The organism is Streptomyces sp. NPDC048270, from assembly GCF_040652335.1.
In the GTDB taxonomy this organism is placed as follows: Bacteria; Actinomycetota; Actinomycetes; order Streptomycetales; family Streptomycetaceae; genus Streptomyces.
The window spans coordinates 314425-330368 of record NZ_JBEZLV010000001.1 but is presented as its reverse complement, the minus strand read 5'-3'; the positions used below and the strand labels follow the sequence as shown (position 1 = coordinate 330368).

The 15944-nt window shown below is 70.3% G+C and carries 10 protein-coding genes; 8 read left to right on the top strand and 2 right to left on the bottom strand.

The window, feature by feature from the left end:
- Positions 1 to 122: 122 nt before the first annotated feature.
- From AB0D66_RS01155 to AB0D66_RS01145, 3 genes are all read left to right on the top strand, one after another.
- A complete protein-coding gene (locus tag AB0D66_RS01155) occupies positions 123 to 2243 on the top strand; it encodes a DNA topoisomerase IV subunit B (protein WP_362294721.1) in 2121 nt (706 codons plus the stop codon).
- A gap of 142 nt (positions 2244 to 2385) precedes the next feature.
- On the top strand, positions 2386 to 2871 hold the full coding sequence (locus tag AB0D66_RS01150) for a DUF485 domain-containing protein (RefSeq protein ID WP_362294719.1): 486 nt from the start codon (positions 2386 to 2388) through the stop codon (positions 2869 to 2871).
- Complete coding sequence (locus tag AB0D66_RS01145) at positions 2868 to 4460, top strand: cation acetate symporter (protein ID WP_362294716.1); 1593 nt, start codon at positions 2868 to 2870, stop codon at positions 4458 to 4460. The genes AB0D66_RS01150 and AB0D66_RS01145 overlap by 4 nt, the downstream gene beginning before the upstream one ends.
- A gap of 6 nt (positions 4461 to 4466) precedes the next feature.
- Here the strand turns inward: AB0D66_RS01145 and AB0D66_RS01140 are convergent, their stop codons facing one another.
- Both AB0D66_RS01140 and AB0D66_RS01135 read right to left on the bottom strand, forming a co-directional pair.
- The gene (locus AB0D66_RS01140; protein ID WP_362294714.1) at positions 4467 to 5165 is read right to left on the bottom strand and encodes a response regulator; all 699 of its coding nucleotides are present in this window, start codon (positions 5163 to 5165) and stop codon (positions 4467 to 4469) included.
- Positions 5162 to 6763: a sensor histidine kinase gene (locus tag AB0D66_RS01135; protein WP_362294713.1), complete on the bottom strand. Its 1602-nt coding sequence runs from the start codon at positions 6761 to 6763 to the stop codon at positions 5162 to 5164. The genes AB0D66_RS01140 and AB0D66_RS01135 overlap by 4 nt, the downstream gene beginning before the upstream one ends.
- Before the next feature lie 230 nt (positions 6764 to 6993).
- Here AB0D66_RS01135 and AB0D66_RS01130 point away from each other — a divergent pair, with 230 nt between their 5' ends.
- From AB0D66_RS01130 to AB0D66_RS01110, 5 genes are all read left to right on the top strand, one after another.
- Positions 6994 to 11280: a discoidin domain-containing protein gene (locus tag AB0D66_RS01130; RefSeq protein ID WP_362294710.1), complete on the top strand. Its 4287-nt coding sequence runs from the start codon at positions 6994 to 6996 to the stop codon at positions 11278 to 11280.
- Positions 11281 to 11425: 145 nt separating this feature from the next.
- Entirely contained in the window at positions 11426 to 12436 is a 1011-nt protein-coding gene (locus AB0D66_RS01125) for a LacI family DNA-binding transcriptional regulator (RefSeq protein ID WP_362294707.1), read from the top strand.
- A gap of 219 nt (positions 12437 to 12655) precedes the next feature.
- The gene (locus tag AB0D66_RS01120; RefSeq protein ID WP_362294704.1) at positions 12656 to 14053 is read left to right on the top strand and encodes an extracellular solute-binding protein; all 1398 of its coding nucleotides are present in this window, start codon (positions 12656 to 12658) and stop codon (positions 14051 to 14053) included.
- 77 nt (positions 14054 to 14130) lie between these two features.
- Complete coding sequence (locus tag AB0D66_RS01115) at positions 14131 to 15051, top strand: sugar ABC transporter permease (protein WP_362294702.1); 921 nt, start codon at positions 14131 to 14133, stop codon at positions 15049 to 15051.
- Between the two features lie 16 nt (positions 15052 to 15067).
- Positions 15068 to 15943, top strand: a complete 876-nt coding sequence (locus AB0D66_RS01110; RefSeq protein ID WP_362294699.1) for a carbohydrate ABC transporter permease — start codon at positions 15068 to 15070, stop codon at positions 15941 to 15943.
- Position 15944 lies beyond the last annotated feature (1 nt).

The window sequence follows — 15944 nt, the reverse complement described above, 5'->3', positions numbered from 1 at the left end:
TGAGGAACGCGCGAGGGTGGCGTTGCATCGGCTCTACCTGGCCTCGGTACCCTTCGACGGGCAACCGAGCCACCCCTGCGCCCCACCGGGCCAGAAAAGAAATTCAGCGAGGAGCGAACTGCGTGACCGCCGACACGTCCGTGCCTTCCAGCGCGCTGCTGTCCGGAGCAGACCGGGACGGTTCCAACTACACCGCGCGGCACCTGCTCGTCCTCGAAGGGCTGGAGGCCGTCCGCAAGCGCCCCGGCATGTATATCGGCTCCACCGACAGCCGGGGCCTCATGCACTGCCTCTGGGAGATCATCGACAATTCCGTCGACGAGGCCCTGGGCGGGTACTGCGACCACATCGAGGTGATCCTCCACGAGGACGCCTCCGTGGAGGTCCGGGACAACGGCCGCGGCATCCCCGTGGACGTCGAGCCCAAGACCGGCCTGTCCGGCGTCGAGGTCGTCATGACCAAGCTGCACGCCGGCGGAAAGTTCGGCGGCGGCTCGTACGCGGCCTCCGGCGGCCTGCACGGCGTCGGCGCCTCCGTGGTCAACGCCCTCTCCGCCCGCCTCGACGTCGAGGTGGACCGGAGCAGCGCCACGCACGCGATCAGCTTCCGCCGCGGCGTTCCCGGGATGTTCACCGAGCAGGGCCCCGACAGCCCCTTCGACCCCGCGAACGGCCTGCGCAAGGCCAAGCGCATCGCCAAGGGCAAGACCGGCACCCGGATCCGCTACTGGGCCGACCGGCAGATCTTCCTCAAGGAAGCCCGGCTCAACCTGGAGACGCTCTACCAGCGCGCCCGCCAGACCGCCTTCCTCGTCCCCGGCCTGACCCTGGTCGTCCGCGACGAGCGGGGCATCGACGGCGCGGGCAAGACCGAGGAGACGTTCCGCTTCGACGGGGGCATCAGCGAGTTCTGCGAGTACCTCGCCCAGGACAAGGCCGTCTGCGACGTCCTGCGCCTGACCGGCACGGGCACCTTCAAGGAGACCGTCCCGGTCCTCGACGACCGCGGCCACATGACCCCCACCGAGGTCACCCGCGAGCTGGGCGTGGACATCGCCCTGCGCTGGGGCACGGGCTACGAGACCAACGTCAAGTCCTTCGTGAACATCATCGCCACCCCCAAGGGCGGCACCCACGTCTCGGGATTCGAGCGCTCGGTCGCCAAGACCGTGAACGAGGTGCTGCGCTCGGCGAAGCTGCTGAGGGTCGCCGAGGACGACGTGGTCAAGGACGACGCGATGGAGGGCATGACGGCCGTCGTGACCGTCCGCCTCGCCGAACCCCAGTTCGAGGGCCAGACCAAGGAGGTCCTCGGCACCTCGGCCGCCACCCGGATCGTCTCCGCCGTCGTCGCCAAGGAGCTCAAGGCGTTCCTGACCTCCACCAAGCGCGACGACAAGCAGCAGGCGCGCTCGGTGATGGAGAAGATCGTCGCGGCGGCGCGGACCCGGATCGCGGCCCGCCAGCACAAGGAGGCGCAGCGCCGCAAGACCGCGCTGGAGTCCTCCTCGCTGCCCGCCAAGCTCGCCGACTGCCGCAGCGACGACGTGGACCGCAGCGAGCTCTTCATCGTCGAGGGGGACTCCGCCCTCGGCACCGCCAAGCTCGCCCGCAACTCCGAGTTCCAGGCGCTCCTGCCCATCCGGGGCAAGATCCTCAACGTCCAGAAGTCCTCGGTCTCGGACATGCTCAAGAACGCCGAGTGCGGGGCGATCATCCAGGTCATAGGAGCCGGCTCGGGCCGGACCTTCGACATCGACGCCGCCCGGTACGGGAAGATCGTCCTCCTCGTCGACGCCGATGTGGACGGCGCGCACATCCGCTGCCTGCTGCTCACGCTCTTCCAGCGGTACATGCGTCCGATGGTCGAGGCGGGCCGGGTGTTCGCGGCCGTGCCGCCGCTGCACCGGATCGAGCTGGTCCAGCCGAAGAAGGGCCAGGACAAGTACGTCTACACGTACTCGGACAACGAACTGCGCCAGACGCTGCTGGAGTACCAGCGCAAGAACATCCGGTACAAGGACTCCATCCAGCGCTACAAGGGCCTCGGCGAGATGGACGCGGACCAGCTGGCGGAGACCACCATGGATCCCCGCTTCCGGACCCTGCGCAGGATCAACATCGGCGACCTGGACTCCGCCGAGACGGTCTTCGACCTGCTCATGGGCAACGAGGTGGCGCCGCGCAAGGAGTTCATCACCAGCTCCGCGGCCACGCTGGACCGCTCGCGCATCGACGCCTGACCGGCGGTCCTCCTCGCACACCGTCTCTCTTCACTCCATCACCTGAAGGAGTGAAGAGCGACGGGACACCAGTCCGGAAAGCGACAACCCGGCACATCCTTGTGAGCACGCGGCCAATGCGGCAGCGGACAAGGAGAGTTCGGTGGACAAGCACGCAGGTCGTGATGCCGGAACGATCCGGCTGGACGACCCCTGGTACGACGCGCTGGCCGTCGGCTGGGGCGAGGGAGGGGACGCCTCCCCGCCCCACCCGGCCCCCGGCGGGCACCCCGCGCACGGCGCATCCGACATCTACCTCGAAGTGCAGCGCAGCGCCGCCTTCCAGGAGGTCCGCAGCCGCTACCGCAGGTTCGTCGTCCCCGCGACCGCCGGTTTCTTCCTCTGGTACGTCGCCTACGTGGTCGCCGCCACGGCCGCGCCCGGTCTGATGGCCCGGCCCGTGGCGGGCGCGGTGAACGTGGCCATGGTGGCGGGGCTCGGCCAGTTCCTCAGCACCTTCCTGCTGACCTGGGCCTACGCCCGGCACGCGCGGCTGCGCCGGGACCGGGCCGCGCTCGACCTGCGCTGGACCGTCTTCGAGCAGGAGCGCGGCCAGGAGCGGAACCGGGCGAAGGGGGCCGGCCGGTGACCACCGAGCACCAGACCCTCGCGCTGATCCTGTTCAGCGTGTTCATCGCGGTGACCCTGGGCATCACCACCTGGGTCAGCCGGAACCGGCACGGGTCGGCGGAGGAGTTCTACGCGGGCGGTCGGCTGTTCTCCCCGATGGAGAACGGTTTCGCCATCGCCGGCGACTACATGTCCGCCGCCTCCTTCCTCGGCATCTCCGGACTGATCGCCCTCTTCGGCTACGACGGAATGCTGTACTCGGTGGGCTTCCTCGTCGCCTGGCTGGTGGTGCTGTTCCTCGTCGCCGAACTCGTCCGCAACTGCGGGCGCTTCACCCTCGCCGACGTGGTCGCCGCCCGGATGAGCGAGCGGCCCGTGCGCATCGCGGCGGGCACCTCCTCGGTGGTCGTCTCCGTGCTCTACCTGGTCGCGCAGATGGTGGGCGCGGGCAGCCTGGTCGGCCTGCTGCTCGGGAACTCGACGGCCACGGCCCGGACCCTCACGGTGATCGGTGTGGGCGCCCTGATGGTGGTCTACGTGTCCTTCGGCGGGATGCGGGCCACGACATGGATCCAGATCGTGAAGGCCGTCCTGCTGATGGGCGGGGCGATCACCCTCACGGTGCTCGTGCTCCTGCGCTTCCACGGGAACTTCGACCAACTGCTCACCACCGCCGCCGACCGCAGCGGGCACGGGCTGCGCTTCCTGAGCCCCGGCCTGAAGTACGGCGGGGACTGGACGGCCCGCTTCGACTTCATGAGCCTGGGCCTCGCGCTGGTCCTGGGCACCGCCGGGCTGCCCCACATCCTGTCGCGCTTCTACACCGTGCCCACGGCGCGGGCGGCCCGCCGGTCGGTGGTGTGGGCGATCGCGCTGATCGGCGGCTTCTACCTGATGACGATCGTGCTCGGCTTCGGCGCCGCCGCCCTGGTGGGACCGGACCAGGTGCGGGCGTCCAACGCCTCGGGGAACACGGCCGTTCCGCTGCTCGCGGCCTTCCTCGGCGGCGGCGCCGGCTCCACCGGGGGCGCGGTGCTGTTCGCCTTCGTGGCCGCCATCGCCTTCGCCACCATCCTCGCCGTGGTCGCCGGGATCACCCTCGCCTCCTCGGCCTCCGTCGCGCACGACCTGTACGCCTCCCTCAAGCGGCGGCACGCCAGGCAGCGCAGCGAGGTCGCCGTGGCCCGGGTCGCGGCCGTCGGCATCGGGGCGGTGGCGATCGCGCTGGGGCTGCTCGCGCAGGACCTCAACGTCGCCTTCCTGGTGGGGCTGGCCTTCGCGGTGGCCGCCTCGGCCAATCTGCCGGTGCTGCTGTACTCGCTCTTCTGGCGGGCCTTCACCACGCGGGGGGCGGTCTGGTCGGTGTACGGGGGCCTGGTCCCGGCGGTGCTGCTGGTCGTCTTGTCGCCGGTGGTCTCCGGAAGCCCCGAATCGCTCTTCCCGGGCGTGGACTTCCAGGTCTTCCCCTTGCAGAACCCGGGCATCGTCTCGATCCCGCTGGGGTTCCTGGCGGGCTGGCTCGGCACCGTCACCTCCGGTGAGGAGGCGGACGAGCGCAAGCACGCGCAGACCGAGGTCCGGTCGCTGACCGGTGCCGGGGCGGTGTGAGCCGGCTCAGGAGGTGTCGGACGGGCGCCAGGTGTAGCGATGTTCGGGGCGGCCGGTCTCGCCGTAGCGCAGGGCGAGGGTGACGCGGCCGGTGCGGTCCAGCAGCTTCAGGTAGCGCTGGGCGGTCTGGCGGCTGATGCCCGCGCGGTCGGCGATCTGCTGGGTGGAGAGCGGGCCTTCGGCCGTGAGCAGGACCTGGCGGACCACTTCCGCGGTGGTGGGGGAGTGGCCCTTGGGGAGGTCGTTGGGGGAACCGGCGGTGGCGAGGGCGCCGAAGATCCGGTCCACCTCGGCCTGTTCGGCCTCGCCGCCGGTCTCCAGGGTGCGGCGCAGTGTCCCGTACGCCTCCAGCTTCGTGCGCAGTCCCGCAAAGGTGAAGGGCTTGACCAGGTATTGGAGGGCGCCGAGGCGCATGGCGGCCTGGACGGTGGCCAGGTCGCGGGCGGCCGTCACCATGATCACGTCGGTGCGCAGGCCGCGCTGGCGCAGGCGGCGCACCAGGTCCAGTCCGCTCTCGTCCGGGAGGTAGTGGTCGAGGAGGATCAGGTCCACGGGGTGTGAGGTGAGGAAGTCCAGGGCCTCGGCCGCCGAATGGGCCTGGTACGCGACCTCGAAGCCGGGAACCTTCGCCACGTACGCCGCGTTGATCCGGGCAACACGCATGTCGTCGTCGACGACCAATACGTGGATCGGGGACTCGCTCACCGCAGGGCCTCCGGGAGTACGACGGAGAACTCCGCCCCTCCGTCCGCTGCCTCGCCGGCCCGGGCGCTGCCGCCCTGGCGTTCCGCGAGACGCCGTACGAGGGCGAGGCCCAGCCCGCGCTCGCGGTGGGCCTTGGGCTGCTTGGTCGACCAGCCCTCCGTGAAGATCTCCTCGCGGCGTGCGGCAGGAACCCCGGGGCCGCTGTCGCGCACCCGGAGCACGGCGGTGCGGCCTTCCGCGCTCAGCTCCACCTCGACCAGGGGCGCCGTCGAGCCGGCGGCGGCGTCCAGGGCGTTGTCCACCAGGTTGCCGAGGATGGTGACGAGGCCGCCCGGGTCGACCAGGCGGTCGGGGAGGAAGGTGGCCGCGGCAAGCCGCAGGGGGACGCCGCGCTCCGCCGCGACGGTCGCCTTGCCCACCAGGAGGGCCGCCAGCAGTGGGTCGCGGACCTTCTCGGTGACCTGTTCGGCGGTGGTGCGGTGCACCCCGACGACCTCGGTGACGAACTCCGCCGCCTCCTCGTGCAGGCCCAGCTCCAGCAGGCCGAGGAGGGTGTGGAGGCGGTTCGCGTGCTCGTGGTCCTGCGCGCGCAGGGCGTCGATCAGGCCCCGGGTGGAGTCGAGCTCGCGGCCCAGGTGCTCTAGCTCGGTGCGGTCGCGCAGGGTGGCGACGGCGCCGCCGTCCTCGGTGGGCATCCGGTTGGCGACCAGGACGCGCGGACCCTGGACCGTGACCAGGTCGTGCCCGGTGACCCGGCCCGACAGGACGTCGGAGGTGCGCCCCGCGCCCAGGACGTCCTCCAGCGGGCGCCCGGCGAGGTTGGCGGCGCCGTCCGGCGTCAGGCCGAGCAGGCGGGCGGCCTCGTCGTTGACCAGCCGGATCCGGTCCTGCCGGTCGAGGGCGATCACGCCTTCGCGGATGGAGTGCAGCATCGCCTCGCGCTCGGCGAGCAGGCCGGCGATGTCGGAGAAGGCGAGGTCGCGGGTCTGCCGGTGGATCCTGCGCGACAGCAGGTAGGCGGCGAGTGCGCCCGCGGCGAGGGCCCCGCCGGCGTAGGCCAGCAGGCCGGGGATCGCGCCGAGCAGCCGGTCCCGGACGCTGTCGTAGGCGATGCCGACCGAGACGGCGCCGATGATCTCGCCGTCGGCGGCCAGGAGCGGCACCTTGCCGCGGGCCGAGCGGCCCAGGGTCCCCTCGTCGATCTCCATGACCTCGCGGCCCGCCAGTGCGTCGCTGGGGTCGGTGGAGACGTGCAGCCCGATCAGGTCGGGGCTGGGGTGGGAGCGGCGGATGCCGTCCAGATCGAGGACGACCACGTACTCGGCGCCGGTGGCCCGGCGGATCCGCTCGGCCGAGGACTGCACGGGGCTGTCCGCGGCCGCCCCCGAGTCCAGCAGGTCGGCGGAGAGCGAGGGGTCGGCCGCCGCGCTCTGGGCGATGGCCAGGGCGCGGCGCATGGCCTGGTCGTCGAGCTGCGCGCTCAGCGGCGCCAGGAACAGCCCGGTGGCCAGCACGACGACCCCGGCGGCGATGGCCAGCTGGGTCAGCAGGATCTGGGAGACGGCCCGTCTGGGCAGCCCGAGGCGCCGAGCGCTCATGAGGAGGAACCGCATGAGTAGCAACGGTAGGTCGGCTCGGGCACAAGCGGAATTTCCATGGTGCACGCAAATCGCTTGCGTGATTTGCGCCCAGCTTGCGCAAGCAGTAACGGCATGAAAATGCGGTCGGAGCAGTAGACGACTGAGCAATGCTCTGCAACTCTCGCACCGCACACTGCAAATTCCTATCTCACCTGGTTCAGAAAACTCATGCCGAGGGACGAGGACATATGAGAAGGCTCAACTGGAGATGGCGGTCACTCGCCGCCCTCATCACCGCAGTCCTGCTGATGACGGCCTGGCCCGCCCTGACCGCCGCGGCCGCCGGCGGTCCGAGCATCGCCGCGGGCCGCCCCGCGGCCGCGAGCAGCACCAACGGCGCCTACGCGGCCGCGCGCGTCACCGACGGCGACCAGTCGACGTACTGGGAGAGCGCCGCCGGCACCTTCCCGCAATGGGTGCAGACCGATCTCGGTGCCACCACCCGGGTCGACCAGGTCGTCCTCAAGCTGCCCGCCGCCTGGGAGAGCCGCAGCCAGACCCTGTCCGTCCAGGGCAGCGCCGACGGCACCTCCTTCAGCACCCTGGTCGGCTCCGCGAGCTACACCTTCGGCCCGGGCAACGGGAACGCGGTGACCGTCGCCTTCCCCGCCACCCAGACCCGGTACGTGCGGATCGCCATCACCGCGAACACCGGCTGGCAGGCCGCGCAGCTCTCCGAACTGGAGGTCCGCGCCCCCGGCGAGTCCTCCGCCAACCTGGCGCTCGGCAAGGTCCTGACCGCGAGCAGCAGCACCCAGGTCTACCTCCCGGCCAACGCCAACGACGGGAACACCGCCAGCTACTGGGAGAGCGCCAACAACGCCCTGCCCCAGTGGATCCAGGCGAACCTCGGCGCGTCCGTCCGCGTGGACCGCGTGGTCCTGCGGCTGCCCGAGGGGTGGGGCGCCCGTACCCAGACCCTGAAGCTCCAGGGCAGCGCGAACGGCTCGGACTTCACCGACCTCACCGCCTCCCGGGGGTACGACTTCAACGCGGCCGGCGGCAACGCCGTGACCATCGCCTTCGACCCCGCCACCACCCGCTACGTCCGCGTGCTGATCTCGCTCAACTCCGTGCAGCCGGGCGGCCAGCTCTCCGAGCTGGAGATCTACGGACCGCAGACGGGCGACACCCAGGCGCCGACGGCCCCGGCCTCGCTCGCCTACACCGAGCCCGCCACCGGCCAGATCAAGCTCACCTGGCAGGCGGCGACGGACAACGTCGGCGTCACCGGCTACGACGTCTACGCCAACAACCAACTGCGCACCACGGTGGCCGGCAACGCCACCACCTACACCGACACGCAGCCGACCGGCGCCACCGTCAGCTACTACGTGCGTGCCAAGGACGCGGCCGGCAACCAGTCCCCGAACAGCAACGCGGTCACCCGCGCCGGGGACACCGGCGACACCCAGGCGCCGACCGCCCCGGGGTCCCTCGCCCTCACCCAGCCCGCCGCCGACCAGGTCAAGCTCACCTGGCAGGCGGCGACGGACAACGTCGGCGTCACCGGCTACGAGGTGTACGCCGACAACCAGCTGCGCACCACCGTGGCGGGCAGCGCCACCACCTACACCGACACGCAGCCGGCGAGCGCCACCGTCAGCTACTTCGTGCGCGCCAAGGACGCCGCGGGCAACCGCTCGGGCGACAGCAACACGGTGACCCGCAACGGCACCGGAGGCGGCGGCTCGAACCTCGCCGTCGGCAAGCCGATCACCGGCTCCTCCGTGATCCACACCTTCGTCGCGGAGAACGCCAACGACAACAGCACCAGCACCTACTGGGAGGGCGCGGCGGGCGCCTACCCGAGCACCCTCACGGTGAAGCTCGGAGCCAACGCCGACCTCGCCCGCCTCGTCCTCAAGCTCAACCCGGACAGCTCATGGGGAGCCCGCACCCAGAACATCCAGGTCCTCGGGCGGGAGCAGAGCGCTTCCGGCGCCGCCTCCCTGGTCGCGGCCAAGGACTACGCCTTCGACCCGGCGTCCGGCAACACCGTCACCATCCCGCTGACCGCCCGCGTCGCGGACGTGCAGCTGCGCTTCACGGCCAACACCGGCGCCTCCAACGGGCAGATCGCCGAGTTCCAGGTCATCGGAGTCCCGGCGCCCAACCCCGACCTGGAGGTCAGCGCACTGAGCGCGGCCCCGGCCGCCCCGGTCGAGTCGGACCCCGTGACCCTCTCCGCCACCGTCAGGAACAGCGGACCGGCCCCGGCCCCGGCCACCTCCGTCTCCTTCCAGCTGGGCGGCACGAAGGCGGGCACGGCGAACGTGCCCGCGCTCGCCGCGGGGGCCACGGCCACCGTCACCGCCGGGATCGGCCCGCGCGACGCGGGGACGTACCCGCTGAGCGCGGTGGTGGACGAGGCGAACACCGTCGTCGAACAGAACGACAGCAACAACACCTTCACCGGCGGGCCGCTGGTGGTCCGCCCGGTCGACAGCTCGGACCTGGTCGCCTCCGCCGTGAGCTGGTCGCCCGGCGCCCCCTCCGCGGGGCAGCCGGTGAACTTCAGCGTCACCGTGAAGAACCAGGGCACGGTGGCGGCCGCATCCGGCGCGCACGGGATCACCCTCACGCTGCAGGACGCGGCCGGTGCCACCGTCCGCACGCTGACCGGATCCTTCGGCGGCGCCCTCGCGGCCGGCGCCTCCTCGGCCCCGGTGGCGCTCGGCAGCTGGCCGGCCGCCAACGGCAAGTACACCGTCAAGGTGGTCCTCGCCGACGACGCCAACGAACTGCCGGTCAAGCGCGGCAACAACACCTCCACCAAGCCGTTCTTCGTGGGCCGCGGGGCGAACATGCCCTTCGACATGTACGAGGCGGAGGACGGCGCCGTCGGCGGCGGCGCCACCGTGGTCGGGCCCAACCGCACCATCGGTGACATCGCGGGCGAGGCCTCGGGCCGCAAGGCCGTCAGCCTCGACGCCACCGGCGAGTACGTCGAGTTCACCACCCGGGCCGCGACCAACACCCTGGTCACCCGCTTCTCCATCCCGGACGCCCCGGGCGGCGGGGGCATCGACTCCACCATCAACGTCTACGTCAACGGCACCCTGAAGAAGACCCTGCCGCTGACCTCCAAGTACGCCTGGCTGTACGGCGCCGAGGCCTCCCCGGGCAACTCGCCCGGCTCGGGCGCCCCGCGGCACATCTACGACGAGGCCAACATCCTGCTGGGCGAGACCGTCCCGCAGGGCAGCAGGATCCGCCTGCAGAAGGACGCGTCCAACACCTCGACCTACGCCATCGACTTCGTCAGCCTGGAGCAGGCCACGGCGATCCCGAACCCCGATCCGGCGGCCTACGCGGTGCCCGCCGGATTCACCCACCAGGACGTGCAGAACGCCCTGGACAAGGTCCGGATGGACACCACCGGCAAGCTCGTCGGCGTCTACCTGCCGCCGGGCGACTACCAGACGGCGAGCAAGTTCCAGGTGTACGGCAAGGCCGTGCAGGTGGCGGGAGCCGGGCCGTGGTTCACCCGCTTCCACGCCCCCTCCTCGCAGGACAACACCGACATCGGCTGGCGGGCGGAGGGCACGGCGAAGGGCTCGTCCTTCTCCGGCTTCGCCTACTTCGGCAACTACACCTCGCGCATCGACGGCCCGGGCAAGGTCTTCGACTTCGCCAACGTCTCCGACATCACGATCGACAACATCTGGAACGAGCACATGGTGTGCCTGTACTGGGGCGCGAACACCGACCGGATCACCATCAAGAACTCCCGGATCCGCAACATGTTCGCCGACGGCATCAACATGACCAACGGCTCCACGGACAACCTCGTGACCAACAACGAGGCGCGGGCCACCGGCGACGACAGCTTCGCGCTGTTCTCCGCCATCGACGCGGGTGGCGCGGACATGAAGAACAACGTCTACGAGAACCTGACGTCGATCCTGACCTGGCGTGCGGCCGGTGTCGCCGTCTACGGCGGCTACAACAACACCTTCCGCAACATCCACATCGCCGACACCCTCGTCTACTCGGGCATCACCATCAGCTCGCTGGACTTCGGGTACCCGATGAACGGCTTCGGGACGGATCCGACGACCTTCGAGAACATCTCGATCGTCCGGTCCGGCGGCCACTTCTGGGGGGCGCAGACCTTCCCGGGGATCTGGCTGTTCTCGGCGTCAAAGGTGTTCCAGGGGATCCGGATCAACAACGTCGACATCGTCGACCCGACATACAGCGGAATCATGTTCCAGACGCAGTACGTCGGCGGTCAGCCGGTCAATCCCATCAAGGACACGGTCCTGAGGGACATCACCATCACCGGGGCGAAGAAGAGCGGGGACGCCTTCGACGCGAAATCAGGCTTCGGCCTCTGGGCGAACGAGATGCCCGAGGCGGGGCAGGGGCCGGCGGTCGGTGAGGTCACCATCCACAACCTGAGGACGAGCGACAACGCCGTGGACGTGCGGAACACGACCTCGACGTTCCGGATCAACCAGCTGCCGTAGCCGCTGGTCGGAAAGGGGGCGGGGCACCTTGCCGGTGCCCCGCCCCGCCGTCTGCCCCGACCCCTTTCGAAGCGGGCTCGCGTGCGTCAAACTGGCCGTAATCGAACTGCAAGGAACTTGCATTCCTTGCGCTAGTCTTGCGTTCATGACGCGACGACTTGCTCAAGTGGCGAAGAAGGTGGGAGTCAGCGAGGCAACGGTCAGCCGGGTGCTCAACGGCAAGCCGGGCGTCTCGGAGGCGACCCGCCAGTCCGTGCTCACCGCGCTGGACGTCCTCGGGTACGAGCGCCCCACCCAGCTGCGCGGCGAGCGCGCCCGGCTGGTCGGACTGGTCCTGCCCGAGCTGCAGAACCCCATCTTCCCGGCCTTCGCCGAGGTCATCGGCGGTGCGCTGGCGCAGCAGGGGCTGACCCCGGTGCTGTGCACCCAGACCACCGGCGGCGTCTCCGAGGCCGACTACGTGGAACTGCTGCTCCAGCAGCAGGTGTCCGGGGTCGTCTTCGCCGGCGGTCTCTTCGCGCAGGCCGACGCCCCCCACGAGCACTACCGGCTGCTGTCCGAACGCAAGGTTCCGGTGGTGCTCATCAACGCCTCCATCGAGGACCTCGGCTTTCCGTGCGTGGCCTGTGACGACGCCGTCGCGGTCGAACAGGCCTGGCGCCACCTGGCCTCGCTGGGGCACGAGCGGATCGGCCTGGTACTGGGGCCGCCCGACCACATGCCCTCGCTGCGCAAGCTGGTGGCCGCCCAGGCGGTGGCCGCCGCGGCCGGCGCCGAGCTGCCCGAAGCCCACGTGGAGCGGGCGCTGTTCTCCCTGGAAGGCGGCCATGCGGCCGCGTCCCGGCTGCTGGACCGCGGGGTCACCGGCATCATCTGCGCGAGCGACCCGCTGGCCCTGGGTGCGGTGCGGGCGGCCCGCCGACGGGGGTTGGAGGTGCCCCGGCAGGTCTCCGTGGTGGGCTATGACGACTCGGCCTTCATGAACTGCACCGAGCCCCCGCTGACCACCGTCCGCCAGCCCATCGAGGCGATGGGCCGGGCCGCCGTCGAGCTGCTCACCGCGCAGATCCAGGGGGCCGCCGTGCAGCCCGGCGAGCTGCTCTTCGAGCCGGAGCTGGTGGTCCGCGGCTCCACGGCGCAGGCCCCGCGCGAGTAGGCGGGTACGCCGGCGGGCCGTCCGCGCGGTTGCACCCGGGCTCCGGAACGTCACACCGACGTTCCGGAGCCCCTTTTTGCGTTCAGGAACCGGGGGATCCGCCCGGGTCTGTCGATGTATTACGAAATCTGCGCGAGATCTTGCGTTCATCTGTGGGTGGTGGTTGAGTGTGCCGCGCTCGCCCCACGCCTCCTGCCCGATGCACGAAGGGGACCACCGATGAGAACCAACGTCCGCCGCACCGTCGCGGCCGCCCTCGCCTCCGCGCTCGCCGTCACCGCCCTCGCGGCCTGCGGTACGAGCAGCAGCGGCGACGACAAGCCCCAGTCCGGCGGCGGTTCCACCGACGCCTCCGCCCCGCTCGACCCGAAGACCAAGGTCACCCTCTCCATCGACTGCATGCCGCCCGCGGCGAAGGCGGCCGAGCTCAAGGAGTGGAAGGAGGACGTGGCCGAGTTCAACAAGACGTACCCCAACGTCACGATCGAAGGCCGCTCCACCCCCGGCCAGTGCCTGGAGCCCCCGCGCTTCACCGCGATGCTCAAGGCCAAGTCCCAGCCGGACGTCTACTACGCCTACTTCACCGATCTCCAGCAGGTGCTGGACAACGACGGGGCCGAGGACATCTCGGCGTACGTCACCCCCGCCTCGGTGCCCGCGCTCGGCGACCTGGACAAGAACGTCCTGAACGTCCTCAAGCGGGACGGCAAGCTCTACGGCCTGCCGACCAGCAACTACACGATGGGCCTGCTGGTCAACCGCAAGCTCTTCCAGCAGGCCGGGCTCGACCCCGACGCCCCGCCGCGCAGCTGGGAAGAGGTCCGGGCGGCCGCGCAGAAGATCGCGGCCCTCGGCAACGGGGTGGCCGGCTTCGGCGAGTACAGCGTGGAGAACACCGGAGGCTGGCACTTCACGGCCACCATGTACGGCATGGGCGGCGACGTCGTCGGCTCCGACGGCAAGGCGGCCTTCAACAACGCCACCGGCCGCCAGATCGTCGACAACCTCCGCGCCATGCGCTGGGAGGACGACAGCATGGGCAAGACCCAGCTGCTCAAGTGGGGTGACCTGCAGAAGCAGATGGCCTCGGACAAGCTCGGCATGTTCCTCGCCGCGCCCGACGACATCACCTACATGGTCCAGCAGCTCGGCGCCAAGTACGACAACTTCGGCATGGGGCCCATCCCCGGCGGTGCGGCCACCCTGGCCGGCGGCAACGGCTACGTGATCAAGAAGGGCAGCTCGCCCGACAAGGTCAAGGCCGCCGTCGCCTGGCTGAACTTCAAGACCCTCTCGGTCGGCAAGGGCCAGTTCCAGTACGACCGCAGCAAGGCCGACGGCCTGCCGGTCGGCCTCCCGCAGCCGGCCTTCTTCACCGGCGCCAGCAAGACCAGGGACGACGGGCTGAAGGCGGCGAGCGCCACCATGCCGGTCGCCAACTTCAAGGCGTTCCTGGACAACCCGGTGCCCGGAAAGCCGGAGCCGGTGAAGGCGCAGGAGGTCTACAAGGTCCTCGACAAGGTGATGTCGGGGGTCCTCACCAACAAGGACGCGGACCCCGCACAGCTCCTCGGCGACGCCGAAAAGGCGGTCAACCAGGTACTGGGCAACCAGTAGCGGCGGCCGGGGGTTCCCGCCGGGACCCCCGCCTCCCGCGGCCAGCGAAGACGACGACCCCCGAGGAGCGAGCGGCGATGCCGGTCCCCACCCTGCCCCGAGCCCTGCCCCGGCCCTCCCGTGCGGAGTTCCGCCGGGCGGTCAAGCGGAACCTCACGGCCCACGGCTTCCTGATCGGCGCCGTCCTCTGCTTCTCCTTCTTCTCCTGGTACCCGATGGCCCGCGAGTTCCTGCTGGCCTTCCAGAAGACCGAGAACGGCGCCACCCGCTGGGTCGGCTGGGACAACTTCGCCTACGTCTTCGGGGACCCGAACTTCTGGCAGGCCTGGCGCAACACCCTGCTCTTCAGCGGGCTGGCCCTGGTCCTCGGCTTCGCGATCCCGTTCGTGGTCGCCCTGGTGCTCAACGAGTTCCGCCACGCCCGAGGCTATCTGCGCCTGCTCGTCTACCTGCCGGTGATGATGCCGCCGGTGGCCTCGGTCCTGCTCTTCAAGTACTTCTACGACCCCGGGTACGGCCTGTTCAACCGGGCGCTGGAGTTCCTGCACCTCCCCGCGCAGGACTGGCTGCAGTCCACCGACACCGCGATGCTCTCCGTCGTCCTCGCCTCCACGTGGATGAACATGGGCGGTGCGACCCTGATCTACCTGGCCGCCCTCCAGGGCATCCCCGGCGAGCTGTACGAGGCCGCCGAACTCGACGGGGCCGGGCTCCTGCGCAAGATCTGGCACGTCACGGTCCCGCAGACCAAGCTGATCCTCTCGCTCATGCTGCTGATGCAGATCATCGCGACGATGCAGGTGTTCGTCGAACCGTTCCTGCTGACCGGAGGGGCCGGCCCCGAGGGCTCGACCACCACCGTGGTCGTGCTGATCTACCAGTACGCCTTCAACTTCAACCAGTACGGCGGCGCCGCGGCCCTGGGCCTGTGCCTGCTCGTCCTGCTCGCGGGCTTCTCCGCGCTGTACGTCCGCCTCAGCCGCGACAACGAGAGCTGACAAGGAGCCCGTCCCCATGGCAGAGCGCACGCTGATATCCCCGATGCAACGGGGCCGCACCCGGGGCAGGATCCTGTACTGGACCGCCCTCGCCCTGGTCGTGGGCGGCTTCACCCTCGTCTTCCTCGGGCCCCTCTACTGGATGGTCGCGAACGGCCTCAAGAGCACCGAGGAGTTCGCCCAAGTCCCGCCGACCCTGGTGCCCGACTCCCTGCACACCGCCAACTACACGGCCGCCTGGAAGGTGATGGACCTCGCCAGGCTGCTGTTCAACACCCTCTACTATGCCTTCGGGGCGCTGGCCTTCCAGCTCGTCCTCGACGTGGCGGCGGCCTACTCGCTGTCCAAGCTGCGCCCCGTCCTCGGCAAGGCCGTCCTCGGCATGATGCTGGCGACCCTGATGATCCCGGCCACCGTCCTGGTCGTCCCGCAGTACCTCACCGTGCTCGACATGCCGGTCATCGAGCGGAACCTGCTCAACACGCCCTGGGTGATCTGGCTGCCGTCCGTCACCAACGCCTTCAACATCTTCCTGCTGAAGCGGTTCTTCGACTCCATCCCGCGGGAGATCCTCGACGCCTGTGCCATCGACGGGGCGAGCACGGTCCGCACCCTGCGCTCGATCGTCCTGCCGATGTCCCGGCCCGTCCTGGGCGTCGTGTCGATCTTCGCGATCGTCGGCGTCTGGAAGGACTTCCTCTGGCCGATGCTCACCCTCCCCGATCCGGCGCTCCAGACCCTCAACGTCGGCATCTACTCACTGGCCTCGGGCGTCCCGGAGAACCATCTCATCGCCGCGCTCGCGATGGCCTCGGCGCCCACGCTCGTCATCTTCCTGATCTTCCAGCGCAACATCATGAGCGGCCTGACGGCGGGTTCCCTCAAGGGCTGAC